Raw genomic sequence first — 13896 nt, 5'->3', positions numbered from 1 at the left:
AGCCACCGAGTACCCGTACATGTCGATCTATGAACAAGGGCTAGGCCCTGCGGCTGTCAATCATATTGCCTTGTCTCCGCTCAGCTTCATCGAGCGTACCGCCAGCGTTTATCCGGACTACCCCGCCGTCATCCATGGCTCTATCCGCCGCACTTGGGCGCAGACCTACACCCGCTGCCGACGCTTGGCTTCGGCACTGGCCGGTCGTGGTATCGGCAAGAACGACACGGTGGCGGTGATGCTGCCCAACATTCCAGAGATGCTTGAAGTGCATTTCGGCGTACCGATGATTGGCGCGGTGCTCAACCCACTCAACGTGCGTCTGGATGCCGAAGCCATTGCCTTCATGCTGCAGCATGGCGAAGCCAAGGTGCTGATTACCGACCGTGAGTTCCATGATGTGATTCACGCGGCGATTGGCATGCTGGATCACCCGCCACTGGTCATCGACGTTAATGACCCGGAATACGGCGAAGGCCAGGCGGTCAGTGATCTGGACTATGAAGCGCTGTTGGCCGAAGGCGATCCGGCCTACGCCTGGCAATGGCCGGCGAACGAATGGGAAGCCATTTCGCTGAATTACACTTCGGGCACCACCGGCAATCCGAAAGGCGTGGTCTACCACCATCGCGGTGCTTACCTGAACTCGTTGGGCAACCAGATGACTTGGGCCATGGGCAACCATCCGGTCTACCTCTGGACCCTGCCGATGTTCCACTGCAACGGTTGGTGTTACCCGTGGATCATCACCGCGCTGGCCGGTGTGCATGTGTTCCTGCGCCGTGTCGATCCACAGAAAATCCTCACGTTGATCCGCGAGCATCAGATCACTCACCTGTGCGCTGCACCGATCGTGCTCAACGCGCTGGTCAACATGCCGGCGTCGGCAAAAGCGGCGATCGATCACCCGGTCAACGCCATGGTCGCCGGCGCCGCGCCGCCGGCCAAAGTGATCGGTGCCGTGGAAGAAATGGGCATCAAGGTCACTCACGTTTATGGCCTGACCGAAACCTATGGTCCGGTGACGCTCTGCGCCTGGCATGCCGAATGGGATGAGTTGCCGCTGGAAGAGCGAGCGCACATCAAATCCCGTCAGGGTGTGCGTTACCCGACGCTCGAAGGCGTGATGGTCGGCGACTCGAAGACCCTGGAACCCACCCCGCGTGACGGTCAGACCATCGGTGAGATCTTCATGCGCGGCAATACCGTGATGAAGGGCTACCTGAAGAACCCGACCGCCACGGCCGAAGCGTTCGAAGGCGGCTGGTTCCACACCGGCGACCTGGCGGTGTGTCATCCGAACGGTTATGTGGAGATCAAGGACCGACTCAAGGACATCATCATTTCTGGCGGCGAGAACATCTCCACCATCGAACTGGAAGGGGTGCTCTATCGCCATCCGGGTGTGATGGAAGCAGCCGTCGTCGCCCGTCCCGATGAGAAGTGGGGCGAAACGCCCTGCGCCTTTATTACATTGAAAGCTGATCACCAGGACGTTCGCGAGGCCGACATCATCAGTTTCTGCCGCGAACATTTGGCCGGCTTCAAAGTCCCGCGCACGGTGATTTTCACCCTGCTGCCGAAGACTTCGACCGGCAAGATCCAGAAGTACGTCCTGCGCGACAGGGCCAAAGCGCTCTAACCGAATCGACGTTGTACCCGTCAAGCGGCCGGTGTTTTTACTGGCCGCTTCGGGCTCGTGCAGGCCGAAATGGGCCCTGCCCCGCCCTTGAATACCAAAAGCATCGATAACAAAAACAAGGTGGAGCCACCATGATCGACATCCATTCAACCGATACCCAACGCTGTGAACGCATTCGGTCCAACCCGAAATTCCTTCAACTGGTGAGCAGCCGTTCGCGCCTGGCCTGGTCGCTGAGTGCTGCGGTGCTAGTCACTTACTACGCGTTCATGCTGGTAGTGGCGTTTGCCCCGCAATGGCTGCATGCGCCAATCGCCGAGCATCGGATGTTGACCCTGGGCATGCCGGTTGGCGCGGCGATCATCGTGTTTTCCTGGTTACTCACCGGCTGGTATGTCTACCGCGCCAACACGCGCTTCGATGCCCTGGGCGCCGCTATTCTCGAGGAGAGCAAGTAATGAACCTGCTCCGTAAACTTATCCTCGCCGCTGCCGGACTGTTGCCGGCCTCCGTTGTGCTGGCTGCGCCCGCGCTGGGTGCGGTGGAAAAACAACCGCTCAACCTGCATGCGATCGGCATGTTCTTTGTCTTCGTTTTAGGCACGCTGGCCATCACCTGGTGGGCCGCGCGGCAAACCAAATCCACTTCAGACTTCTACACCGCGGGCGGTGGCATCACCGGGTTCCAGAACGGTTTGGCGATTGCCGGTGACTACATGTCCGCCGCCACCTTGCTGGGACTGTCCAGCCTGGTGTTTGCCAAGGGCTACGACGGCTTCATCTATACCATCGGCTTCTTCGTCGGTTGGCCGATCATCACCTTCCTGATGGCCGAGCGCCTGCGCAACTTGGGGCGCTACACCTTTGCCGACATCGTGTCCTATCGACTGGACCAGAACAAAGTGCGGATTTTCGCCGCGTTTGGTTCGTTGACGGTGGTGTGCTGCTACCTGATCGTGCAGATGGTCGGTGCGGGTCAATTGATCAAGCTGCTGTTCGGGCTCGACTACCCGGTTGCGGTGGTGATCGTCGGCGCACTGATGCTGGTGTATGTGATTTTCGGCGGGATGATCGCAACGACTTGGGTCCAGATCATTAAAGCTGTGCTGCTGCTCGCGGGCGGCACGACCCTGGCGGTCATGGCCATGTCGCAGTTCGGTTTCAGCTACGAAGCCCTGGCCACCAAAGCCGTCCAGGCGCACGCCAGTGGCTGGAACATCATGGGCCCCGGCTCGATGCTCGCCGACCCGATCAACACCGCGTCGATGTCGCTGGGCCTGGTGTTCGGGATTGCCGGCCTGCCGCACATTCTGATGCGTTTCTTCACCGTGCCTAACGCCAAAGAAGCTCGCAAATCGGTGTTCTACGCCACTGGTTTCATCGGCTTCTTCTTCCTGGTGGTGTGCACCCTAGGCTTCGCCGCGATGGTGATCATCGGCACCGACCCGCAGTACTACGTCAATGGCGAAGTCGGCGGCGCCTTGATTGGCGGCGGCAACATGGTCGCCATGCACCTGGCCAAAGCGGTCGGTGGCAACCTGTTTTTCGGTTTCCTCGCAGCCGTCGCCTTCGCCACCATCCTCGCGGTGGTCTCCGGACTGGCCCTGGCCGGTGCCTCGGCGATTTCCCATGACCTCTACGCCACAGTGTTCAAGAAGGGTAAAGCCAGCCAGAAACAGGAAATGCGCGTGACCCGCATGGCCACGGTTGGCCTGGGCATCATCGCGATTCTGCTGGGCATTCTGTTCGAGAAGATGAACGTCGCGTTCCTGGTGGGCCTGACATTCGGCATTGCCGCGTCGACCAACTTCCCGGTGTTGATCATGGCCATGTACTGGAAAGGCTTGACCACCAAAGGCGCGATCATCGGCGGTTTCGCCGGCCTGCTCTGCGCGCTGGTGCTGGTGATCCTCTCGCCAGCGGTCTGGGTCACTGTGCTCGGCCATGCTCACGCGATTTTCCCGTATGACCACCCGGCGCTGTTCTCCATGCCGCTGGCGTTCTTCGTGATCGTCATGGTGTCGAAACTCGACCGCAGCGTGCGGGCCGACAAGGAGCGTGACGCTTACGCCGACCAGTTCGTTCGTGCCCAGACCGGCCTCGGCGCCGCCAGCGCTTCCAGTCATTGATTGAAAGGGCACGGCCTGCTCAAGCGGCGCCGTGCCCATCGCACAACCTTTTGAGGTTCACGTTATGCCCGAATTCAACGCCCCGCTGCGCGACATGCGCTTTGTGCTGCATGAAGTGTTCGACGCCCCGGCCCTGTGGGCACGCCTGCCGGCCCTGGCCGACAGTGTCGACGCCGCCACCGCTGACGCCATTCTTGAGGAGGCGGCCAAAGTCACCTCGCACCTGATTGCGCCGTTGAATCGCAGCGGCGACGAAGAAGGCGCTCAGTGGCTTGATGGCCAGGTCAGCACGCCAATCGGTTTCAAACAAGCTTATGCCACCTACATTGAAGGCGGCTGGGTGGGTCTGTCCGGCAACGCTGATTTCGGCGGCATGGGCATGCCGAAGATGCTCGCCGTTCAATTCGAAGAAATGCTCTACGGCGCCAACTCAAGCTTTGCATTGTATTCCGCGTTGAGTTCCGGTGCCTGCCTGGCGCTGGATGCCCACGCCAGCGACACCCTGAAAAACCTCTACCTGCCGCCGATGTACGAAGGCCGCTGGGCCGGTTCCATGTGCCTGACCGAAGCCCACGCCGGCACCGATCTGGGGATTATCCGCACCCGTGCCGAACCTCAGGCCGATGGCAGCTTCAGCATTACCGGCAGCAAGATCTTCATCACCGGGGGTGATCAGGACCTGACCGAAAACATTGTCCATCTGGTGTTGGCCAAACTGCCGGACGCGCCTGCGGGGCCCAAAGGCATCTCACTGTTTGTCGTCCCCAAAGTGCTGGTCAATGCCGACGGTTCCCTCGGCCATGCCAACGCCGTGAGTTGCGGTTCGATCGAACACAAGATGGGCATCAAGGCCTCGGCCACCTGCGTGATGAACTTCGACGGCGCCAGCGGTTGGTTGGTCGGCGAAGCCAACAAAGGCCTGGCAGCGATGTTCACCATGATGAACTACGAGCGCTTGTCCATCGGCATTCAGGGCATTGGCTGTGCCGAAGCGTCCTATCAGAGCGCCGTCGCCTATGCCCGCGAACGTGTGCAGAGCCGCGCGCCGACCGGTGCCATCGCCCCGGACAAAGTGGCCGACCCGATCATCGTCCACCCCGATGTGCGGCGCATGCTGCTCAGCATGAAAGCCATGACCGAAGGCGGTCGCGCGTTCGCCAGTTATGTCGGTCAGCAACTCGATCTGGCGAAGTTTTCCGATGACGCCAAGGAACGGGACACCGCCCAAACCCTGGTCGCGCTGCTCACCCCCGTGGCCAAGGCGTTTTTCACCGATACCGGTCTGGAAAGCTGCATCAACGGCCAGCAAGTGTTCGGCGGCCATGGCTACATCCGTGAGTGGGGGCAGGAACAATTGGTCCGTGATGTACGCATCGCGCAGATCTACGAAGGCACCAACGGCATTCAGGCCCTGGATTTGCTCGGACGCAAAGTGCTCGCCGATAAGGGTGTCGCGCTACGCCAGTTCACCGGCCAGATTCGCCACTTCGCCCATCAGCCCGGCGCGCCCTACTCCACTCAACTGTTCGATGCCGTGCAGCGCCTGGAGGACCTGAGCGACTGGTTGCAGGATCAGGCCGCGACCCATCGTAACGAAGTCGGTGCCGCTTCGGTGGAGTATTTGCACCTGTTCGGTTATGTCGCTTACGCCTGGCTTTGGGCGCGCATGGCACAGGTTGCCCAGCAAAAGCGCGGTGAAGATGAAGGGTTTTATGGCGCGAAGATAGCCACCGCCGACTTCTACATCCACCGCCTGTTACCACGCATTTTGAGTCTGGAGCAATCCATCCGCGCGGGCAGTGCCTCCTTGTTTGGCCTGAGCGCCGAACAGTTCTAACGATTGAACCGCACGCGGCGCCACGCTCCTATCTTTTCGGCGTTCGCGTTTTTTATTGATAAGCCCTCGCCCACTTGGCGAGGGCCGCAGGACCTGTCTTCCATAATAAAAACAAAGGGGCTTCACCATGGACCGCAACACCCGCACCCTCGCTACCCGACTGTTGCTGGCCGGCGGCGTCGTCAGCCTCTCGGCCCCCGCCGCTGCTGAATTTGTCAAAGACAGCAAGGCCAGCCTTGAGCTGCGCAATTTCTATTTCAATCGTGACTATCGCCAAGACAATGCCCGCCAATCCAAACAAGAGGAATGGGCGCAGGGTTTCCTGCTGCGCTATGAGTCGGGCTTCACCGAAGGATTGATCGGCGTGGGTTTCGATGCGATCGGTCTGCTGGGTGTCAAACTCGATTCCAGCCCTGATCGCGCGGGTTCCGGACTGCTCAAACGCCACAGCGATACCCGCAAAGGTGCTCAGCACGAGTACGGTGAACTGGGCCTGACCGCCAAAGTGCGTGCCTCGAAAAGTACGCTGAAACTCGGCACGCTGCTGCCGAAGCTGCCCACGGTATTGGCCAACGATTCACGGCTGTTGCCACAAACCTTCAAGGGCGGCCAGTTGACGTCGCTGGAAATCGAAGGCCTGACCGTGGATGCCGGGCGACTGACGCAGGTCAATCAGCGCGACTCCTCGGACTACGAGGACATGGGCATCACCCGGACCGGCGCCAAAGGCATCTCCACGCGTCATGTCGACAGCGACAGCTTCGATTTCGCCAGCCTGAATTACAAATGGACCAGCAACCTCGCCACCGGCTACAGCTACGGCCATCTCGACAACTTCTACAGCCAGCACTTGGTCAACCTGACCTACGTGTTGCCGGTCACAACCGGCCAGTCGCTGAAGTCGGATTTGCGCTTCGCCCGCTCCACGGACGATGGTGGCAGTAATGTCGATAACAATGCCATTGGCGCGATGTTTACCTACAACCTCGGTGGGCACGCGCTAGGCCTGGGTTATCAAAGCATGAGCGGCGACACCGGCTACGCCTACGTCAACGGCACCGATGCATTCCTGGTGAACTTCGTGCAAATCGGCGACTTCGCCAGCAAAGACGAAAAGTCCTGGCAGGCTCGCTACGACTACAACTTTGCGGCCATCGGCGTTCCGGGCCTGACCTTCATGACCCGCTACATCACCGGCTCCGATATCGATCTGGGCAACAACCGCCCAGAAGGCAAGGAATGGGAACGTGATACCGACATCGGCTATGTCGTGCAGAGCGGCCCGCTGAAAAATGTCGGGGTGAAGTGGCGCAATGCGACGGTGCGCTCGACCCACTTCGGCAGCGATCTGGATGAAAACCGCCTGATCGTCAGCTACACGTTGCCGATCTGGTAGTACTTGATCGTTCCCATGCTGATCATTCCCACGCTCTGCGCGCTCTGCGTGGGAATGATCGGTACGTTAAGCGTGGGAACGATCATCCGCGACAGTGGCCATAGTAGGATAAGATGCCTGCAAACCAGGCCCGCCGCGAGACGCCCGCATGAAAGATAACACTCCCCGCCTGATCAAGAAGTACCCCAATCGCCGACTGTATGACACCCACACCAGCAGTCATTTGACGCTGGCGGACATACGCCAGTTGGTGGTCGACAAAATTGCCTTTCAGGTGGTCGATGCCAAGACCGGTGAGGATCTGACGCGCAGCATCCTGCTGCAAGTGATTCTGGACGCCGAAAGCGGCGGTGAGCCCATCTTCACCACCGAAATGCTGATGGGGATTATCCAGTTCTACGGCCCTTATCAGGGCGTCCTCGGCAGTTACCTGGACAAGAGCATTCAGACCGTAATCGACGTTCAGTCCCAGACCGGCGCGCAGTCGTCCGAGGCCTGGAGCGACTTCATGCATCAACAGGCCCCGGTGATGCAGGATCTGATGCGCCAATATGTCGACCAGTCGAAGGCGCTGTATCTGAACACCCAGAACCTGTTTGGCATGTTTGGCGGCAAGCCTGATGCTGATGGCGCAAAGAAAAAAGACGGTGAATGAAGTACTCCCGAGTCATTGACAGTCGCGCGACGTCTACTAAGCTCTCAGTCATCCTGCCTCCCCACTGAACCACGGTACTTAAACGCAAGGCTTGGTGAGGTCATCAATCTTTAGCGCCTGTTCGCAGTTGTTCGAATGCAGACTTCAAGCAATCGTCAGTGCAGCGGGCTAACGCTCTTTTGCGCGCACTCATACTCAATGTGCAACGCGAATGACCAGGCACTTTCCACCTGCACTTTCACATTGGGAGGCAGTCGTGCAAAAAGTCTTGAAGCTTGTCAGCTATGCGGTGCTCGTGCTGATGGCCAGCGCGGTCGTCTATGCCGCAGTGATCGGCATCACCTATTGGACCGGCATCGGCGTATAGGGAGATCGCAATGAACAAACACCAGACACGCTCGTTCGCGCTGATATCGACGGCTATTGCTGCCGTGGTGTTTCTGGGCATGACCGTTGACAGTCACCGGCAGTTCCCCACACTGACCAACGCTCAACTGATCACGCCAGAGGTCACTCGCGGCAAGGATGTATGGCATGAATATAATTGCATCAATTGCCACACGTTGTTTGGTGAAGGCGCGTATTACGCCCCGGACCTGACGAAAATCACTCAGCTGCGCGGCGCCCCTTATCTCACCGCGTTCCTCAAAGACCCTTCAAAGTTTTATGACGAGCAACGCCATCGCCGGTTGATGCCGAACCTGAATCTTTCTGACGAAGAAATCGCTGCCTTGATCGCTTTTATGGATTGGGTGAGCAAGGTCGACAACCAAGGCTGGCCACCGCGTCCAATTCTGGTGACCGGCACGTCGATTCCCGGCATGGACCTCACCGTTGCGCAACAGAACGTCGCCGGCGGCAACCAGCCACCCGCCGCACGCCCAGTGTCCGGCAAGGAAGACCCGATCGCCCTGGGCGAGGCGCTGTTTCGAACAACCGCCACCCCGGTGTGCAGCGCTTGCCACTCGATTGCGCCGGGCGTCAACCTCGCCGGGCCGTCCCTGGCAGGGTTGGCCAGCCGGGCCAAGCAGGTCATCGCCTCGCCTGACTACAAGGGCAAGGCCAAGGACGCCGAAGACTTTATCCGCGAATCCATCGTCACGCCGAGTGCCTACCTGCATCCGGGCGACATGTTTTCCGCCAACGGCATGTCCTTCATGCCGGACACCTTCGCCAAATCGCTTACGCCTGAACAGATCGATCAACTGGTCGCCTATCTGGCGTCGTTCCAGTAACCGCAGGGGATGACCATGCGCTACAGATCTCAATCCGTCGCCTACTGGTATTTCGCCGTTGCCATGGTGCTGTTCGGCCTGCAACTGGTATTCGGCCTACTGTCGGCGGCCAAATACCTCGGGCCGGATCCGCTGCTGGACCTTTTGCCATTCGATGTCACCAAGTCTATTCACACCAATCTGTTGATCGTCTGGGTGCTGACCGGGTTCATGGGGGCGACCTATTGGATGGTGCCGGATGAGTCCCGTGGTGAGTTGCACAGCACCCGACTGGCCTACATTCAGCTCGGGTTGTGGACGGCCATGGGTGTCACCGCCGTTCTGGGTTACCTGTTCGGTTATGGCACCGGGAACAAGCTGCTCGAACAACCGCTGCCGCACAAGATCGTGATCGTGATTTGCATGCTGATGTTCCTCTACAACATCGGCATGACGATCAAGAAAGCCGGGCGTTTCACTGCCACCGAGGGCGTTCTTCTGTTGGGTCTGGCCAGTGCCGCTGTGCTTTATCTGCCGGCGCTGCTGCATTATGAAAACTACGTGGTGTCGATCTACTACCGCTGGTGGACGATTCACCTGTGGGTCGAAGGTGTCTGGGAAATGATCCAGGGCGGCTTTCTTGCCTATCTGCTGATCAGACTGTCCGGTGCCGATCGCGAGGTCATGGAGAAGTGGCTGTACGTGATTGTCGGCTTGGTGTTCATTGCCGGCATCCTTGGCACCGCCCACCATTATTACTGGATCGGTGTCCCCTACTACTGGCTTCCATTGGGCGGCTTCTTTAGTGCACTTGAGCCCCTGGCGCTGGTCGGTATGGCGATCTATGCCTACAACGCGATGCGCCGCTCCGGCCTCTCTCACCCCAACAAACTGGCCTTACACTGGACGATGGGCAGCGCCCTGTTCACCATGTTTGGCGCCGGCCTCCTGGGGCTGGCCCACACCTTTCCCGACGTCAACAAATGGACTCATGGCACCCTGATCACCGCCATGCATGGCCATGCGGCCTTTTATGGAGCCTATGCCATGATTGTCCTGGCGATGATCACTTATGCGCTGCCCGGCATAACCCGTCGTCCCATTGAGGAAAGCAGCATCGGTTATTGGGCATTCTGGCTGCAGTTAGGAGGCATGTTTGGCATGACGCTGTCATTTGCCACCGCAGGCATTGCTCAGGTGTATCTGGAACGCATTCTCGGCATGGGCTATCTGGACGTGCAGTTGAAGATTCAGGTGCATTTCCTGATGCTGGTGGCGACGGCGTCGATGTTCAGCCTGGGGGCGGGGCTGTTCATCTTCGATTTTTTCCGCCATGCACCGGACTTCAATGTCGATGAAGCCGATCCAGTCCTGGCCACACCTCAAGCCTCAAGCACAGCGTTGTGATGGAACGTTCACGGATGCACGCCGACCCCGCACCGCTGCAGGCAGAACCCTATTACCAACCCTGCGGCGACGAGGTAGTGATTTTCGAGCAATGCCATGCGCAGCAACTGGCGATCATGCTCAAAGGACCCACCGGGTGTGGCAAGACCCGTTTTGTCGAACACATGGCCTGGCGTCTCAAGCGTCCGTTGATCACCATTTCCTGCCATGACGATTTGAGTGCCAGCGACCTGGTCGGGCGTTTCCTGATCGGACACCAGGGCACCCATTGGTCGGAAGGCCCGCTGACCCGTGCGGTGCGCGAAGGCGCTATCTGTTACCTGGACGAGGTGGTCGAAGCGCGGCAAGACACGATTGTCGTCCTGCACCCACTGACCGACCACCGACGCATTCTGCCGCTGGACAAAATCGGCGAGATCCTCGAAGCCTCACCACACTTTCAACTGGTGGTCTCCTACAACCCCGGTTACCAGCGAATACTCAAGGATTTGAAGCCGAGTACCCGACAGCGCTTCGTGGCGCTGGATTTTGACTTCCCGCCGGCCGAGCGCGAAATCGCCATTGTCATCCATGAGGGTGGAACCGATTACGCCACCGCCCATGCGCTGGTCACCCTCGCCCAGCGGCTACGCGCCTTGCAGGACCGGGGCCTGGCGGAAGTGCCCAGTACCCGTCTGCTGATCGCCACTGCACGGCTGATCACCCGCGGCATTGCTGCGCCCATCGCGTGCCGGGTCGCGTTGATCTCGCCGCTGTCCGATGACGCGGTGCTGGTGGCTGCCATGCGCGATCTCGTCGACCTGACGTTTATCTAAATGGCCGAAGCCGAGGACCTCATCACCGATGTCGCACGCCACGCAACGGTGTATGCACAGGCATTGTGGCGGCGTCACCAGGGCCCCTCGGACACTGCAAAAATCGTCACCCTCGGGGATGTTGCACAACACCTCGATTTGCTGATCAAGGCGGTGTTCGACACCCACTATTCACTGCGCGTTGCGCAACCACCCTCGCCCCCCACGCTACTGAAAAAGCTCGTACAGCGTCACGAAAAGCCGTGTCGGCAAAGCGCGGTCCCGGCAACCGATGGCGTGTCTATATGGTTGCCGGAGAACCTGGGCAGCGACGACGGTCCGTTCACGCTGGAACGTTATAAAACCCTGGCGTTGCAACAGGCGATGCGCGCCCAACGAGGCAGTGCCACCGCCCTGTCGGCCCTCGACAACCCGATGCAGCGCAGTGTCTATCGGCTCCTCGAAGCCTGGGCTGCTGATTCGGACTTGGTACGGCTGTTGCCGGGGTTGGCGCCATCGATCCATGGCTTGCGCCATCATGCCTTGATGACCCGCCCGCCTCTTCAGGCCTTTCCAATTCAGCGACAGCCCCTGGAAAACTTGCTGCGTTTACTGCTGCGCAGCGAATGCGGCAAACCTCTGCAAGGGCTGGAGATACCCACCAAAACGGCCGACTCGTTGCAACAATCAGAAACCCTCGCACAACGTCTCATGTCCGTCGAAAAACAGCCCAGGCTCGATGCTCATCTGCTGCTGCTAGATGCCTGGACCGGCGACCTGCGCGAGCCGTCGGCGGGCCGGAAAACGCCCCCCCTGCCCGGCGAAATCGACACAGCCGATACCCTGCCACGCAGCGCTCGCCTCGTACGCCAGCCCACTGCGCGCGAGGCCCGTACCGACGAAGACGACGATCAGGAACAGGGTTTGTGGATGGTGCAACCCGCCGAACCGTTGGAAAAGGCCGAAGACCCCATGGGGATGCAGCGCCCTACCGACCGGGATACCGATACCCCGGCGGCTGATTTTGCCGAGTCCTTGTCCGAACTCAACGAAGCCCGACTGGTGGTCACGGCAGGCCGCCCGAAAGAAGTGCTGCTGTCTGACGACCCGCCACAAACCCGCGTCCGGCGCGGTGCACAGGACATTCCCGGCAACGCAATCAGCTACCCCGAGTGGGATTACCGCCGCCAGATCTACCGTGATCCGGGTACAACCCTGCAACTGTGTCCCGCCCAGGAAGGCCCGCAGCAGTGGGTCGAGCGAACCCTGGAGGCTCACCGCCCGGTGCTCGATGCCATCCGCCGGCAATTCGAATGCCTGCGGGCGCAGCGTGTCAGGTTGCGCAAACAATGGGAGGGCGACGATATCGATCTGGAGGCGTATATCGACGGTTGCGCCGAGGCCCGCGCCGGCCTGAGTATGCCGCAGGCGCTGTATCAAACCCAGCGCCGTAGCCGACGTGACATGGCGATCCTGTTGCTGATCGACGTCAGCGGCTCCACTGACAGCTGGCTGTCCCACCATCGCCGGGTCATTGATGTCGAGCGCGAGGCGTTGCTGCTGGTTTGTCTGGCACTGGAGAGCCTGGGCGAGCCCTATAGCGTGCTGGCGTTTTCCGGCGAAGGTCCGCAGCGGGTCACGATACGCACACTGAAAGCATTTGATGAGCGCTACAGCCATGAAGTCGGTCGGCGCATTGCCGCACTCGAACCGGAACGCTATACCCGGGCCGGCTCTGCCCTGCGCCACGCCAGCACGTTGCTGATGCGCGAAGCCGCCACCCACCGACTCTTATTACTACTCTCCGACGGTAAGCCGAACGATGTTGATCAGTATGAAGGCCGCTATGGTGTCGAAGACATGCGCCAAGCCGTGACCGAAGCCAAACTCCAAGGCATCTATCCTTTCTGTTTGACCATCGACCGCCAGGCGGCAAATTACCTGCCGGCGGTATTCGGATCGCGGCAATACGCCTTGCTGCACCGACCAGAACTGTTGCCCAGCGTATTGCTAGAGTGGATCAGACGACTGGTATCAGGGTGAACCAGAGCCTTCCTGCCAAGGTTTTTCGCGGCACAAAAAAAATGGCGATGGGGAATGATCCCATCGCCATTGGTGCCGCTTGCTTGACGTGACTTACTTGTTACCGCTGGTAGCCTTGGCGCTTGCTTCCGGGGTAGCTTTCGTGGCCGCGGCAGTCGCTGCGTCGAAGCCACTCTGAGCCACATCGGTCGCCTGTTTTACGGCTTTCTGTGCACTTTCGAACACAGTACCGGCATTCGCCAGGCCCGACTTGAACGCTGCCACCACAGGCTCGGAACCGGCCGGTGCATTCTTGCTGATCGTTTCAACGAACTCTTGCACCTGCTGGGTGCCGGCTTCGAACTGACTCGAGGTCAGTTTGGCGATGTCCGACTGAGTACCCACAATCAGTGCTTGAACCTGACGGTTGAACTCGGCCAGACGTTCGGTTTGCGCGCTCGGCTGGGTGAAAGAAGCCTGCAGCTCTGCGAAACCTTGTGGATCACGGACGGCCATCAGCTTGCGAACACCTTCGAAGTGCTCTTCGGTGGAGTCGCGCAGTGCCTTGAACTGCAACTGGCTGAGCTGTTCAACGCTGGCGAAGACTTTACCGCTGATTTGCTGCAGAAGATCGAGGTTGGCTTTCTGAGCGGTTTGCAGTTTTTCCGAATTGAAAAAAGACATGCTTGAATCTCCTGGTACTGGATGGCCCTGATGGACCTGAAGACGCGATAGCGATCCGGCCAGTCATCGCGTTAGCCTTGATATTGCAGTGCACAAAACCATTTGGCAACGTCTATT

General features: G+C 59.5%; 11 protein-coding genes. 10 read left to right on the top strand and 1 reads right to left on the bottom strand.

What is annotated here, in order from left to right:
- Positions 1–19: 19 nt before the first annotated feature.
- The 10 genes from ACYZTR_RS14125 (at position 20) to ACYZTR_RS14080 (ending at position 13116) form a co-directional block, all read left to right on the top strand.
- Positions 20–1642: an acyl-CoA synthetase gene (locus ACYZTR_RS14125; protein ID WP_461971773.1), complete on the top strand. Its 1623-nt coding sequence runs from the start codon at positions 20–22 to the stop codon at positions 1640–1642.
- 131 nt (positions 1643–1773) lie between these two features.
- The gene (locus tag ACYZTR_RS14120) at positions 1774–2100 is read left to right on the top strand and encodes a DUF485 domain-containing protein (protein WP_461971771.1); all 327 of its coding nucleotides are present in this window, start codon (positions 1774–1776) and stop codon (positions 2098–2100) included.
- Positions 2100–3770 carry a cation acetate symporter gene (locus tag ACYZTR_RS14115; protein WP_461971769.1) on the top strand — a complete coding sequence of 557 codons (1671 nt, stop codon included), beginning with the start codon at positions 2100–2102 and terminating at the stop codon, positions 3768–3770. The genes ACYZTR_RS14120 and ACYZTR_RS14115 overlap by 1 nt, the downstream gene beginning before the upstream one ends.
- 64 nt (positions 3771–3834) lie before the next feature.
- The gene (locus ACYZTR_RS14110) at positions 3835–5607 is read left to right on the top strand and encodes an acyl-CoA dehydrogenase C-terminal domain-containing protein (protein ID WP_461971767.1); all 1773 of its coding nucleotides are present in this window, start codon (positions 3835–3837) and stop codon (positions 5605–5607) included.
- A gap of 127 nt (positions 5608–5734) precedes the next feature.
- Entirely contained in the window at positions 5735–7003 is a 1269-nt protein-coding gene (locus ACYZTR_RS14105) for an OprD family porin (protein WP_461971765.1), read from the top strand.
- Positions 7004–7151: 148 nt separating this feature from the next.
- Entirely contained in the window at positions 7152–7658 is a 507-nt protein-coding gene (gene phaR / locus ACYZTR_RS14100; RefSeq protein ID WP_461971763.1) for a polyhydroxyalkanoate synthesis repressor PhaR, read from the top strand.
- 377 nt (positions 7659–8035) lie between these two features.
- Positions 8036–8893: a c-type cytochrome gene (locus tag ACYZTR_RS14095; protein WP_461971761.1), complete on the top strand. Its 858-nt coding sequence runs from the start codon at positions 8036–8038 to the stop codon at positions 8891–8893.
- A 15-nt stretch (positions 8894–8908) separates the two neighbouring features.
- The gene (locus ACYZTR_RS14090; RefSeq protein WP_461971760.1) at positions 8909–10279 is read left to right on the top strand and encodes a cbb3-type cytochrome c oxidase subunit I; all 1371 of its coding nucleotides are present in this window, start codon (positions 8909–8911) and stop codon (positions 10277–10279) included.
- A gap of 14 nt (positions 10280–10293) precedes the next feature.
- Positions 10294–11094 carry an AAA family ATPase gene (locus tag ACYZTR_RS14085; protein ID WP_461971758.1) on the top strand — a complete coding sequence of 267 codons (801 nt, stop codon included), beginning with the start codon at positions 10294–10296 and terminating at the stop codon, positions 11092–11094.
- The gene (locus tag ACYZTR_RS14080) at positions 11095–13116 is read left to right on the top strand and encodes a nitric oxide reductase activation protein NorD (protein WP_461971756.1); all 2022 of its coding nucleotides are present in this window, start codon (positions 11095–11097) and stop codon (positions 13114–13116) included.
- A 93-nt stretch (positions 13117–13209) separates the two neighbouring features.
- On the opposite strand, the gene phaP is transcribed toward ACYZTR_RS14080, so the two are convergent.
- Positions 13210–13779 carry a TIGR01841 family phasin gene (gene phaP / locus ACYZTR_RS14075; RefSeq protein ID WP_461971754.1) on the bottom strand — a complete coding sequence of 190 codons (570 nt, stop codon included), beginning with the start codon at positions 13777–13779 and terminating at the stop codon, positions 13210–13212.
- Positions 13780–13896 lie beyond the last annotated feature (117 nt).

Source organism: Pseudomonas sp. Hz4, from assembly GCF_054898165.1.
Note: the sequence above shows the minus strand (reverse complement) of the source record. Positions and strands in the feature narration are given on the sequence as shown.

What these genes read in the sequence shown, in the direction of transcription:
- ACYZTR_RS14120 (WP_461971771.1), top strand. Translation starts at nt 1,774, where the DNA reads ATGATCGACATCCATTCAACCGATACCCAACGCTGTGAACGCATTCGG.
- ACYZTR_RS14080 (WP_461971756.1), top strand. Translation starts at nt 11,095, where the DNA reads ATGGCCGAAGCCGAGGACCTCATCACCGATGTCGCACGCCACGCAACG.
- phaP (WP_461971754.1), bottom strand. Translation starts at nt 13,779, where the DNA reads ATGTCTTTTTTCAATTCGGAAAAACTGCAAACCGCTCAGAAAGCCAAC.
- ACYZTR_RS14105 (WP_461971765.1), top strand. Translation starts at nt 5,735, where the DNA reads ATGGACCGCAACACCCGCACCCTCGCTACCCGACTGTTGCTGGCCGGC.
- ACYZTR_RS14115 (WP_461971769.1), top strand. Translation starts at nt 2,100, where the DNA reads ATGAACCTGCTCCGTAAACTTATCCTCGCCGCTGCCGGACTGTTGCCG.
- ACYZTR_RS14095 (WP_461971761.1), top strand. Translation starts at nt 8,036, where the DNA reads ATGAACAAACACCAGACACGCTCGTTCGCGCTGATATCGACGGCTATT.
- ACYZTR_RS14090 (WP_461971760.1), top strand. Translation starts at nt 8,909, where the DNA reads ATGCGCTACAGATCTCAATCCGTCGCCTACTGGTATTTCGCCGTTGCC.
- ACYZTR_RS14125 (WP_461971773.1), top strand. Translation starts at nt 20, where the DNA reads ATGTCGATCTATGAACAAGGGCTAGGCCCTGCGGCTGTCAATCATATT.
- phaR (WP_461971763.1), top strand. Translation starts at nt 7,152, where the DNA reads ATGAAAGATAACACTCCCCGCCTGATCAAGAAGTACCCCAATCGCCGA.
- ACYZTR_RS14110 (WP_461971767.1), top strand. Translation starts at nt 3,835, where the DNA reads ATGCCCGAATTCAACGCCCCGCTGCGCGACATGCGCTTTGTGCTGCAT.
- ACYZTR_RS14085 (WP_461971758.1), top strand. Translation starts at nt 10,294, where the DNA reads ATGCACGCCGACCCCGCACCGCTGCAGGCAGAACCCTATTACCAACCC.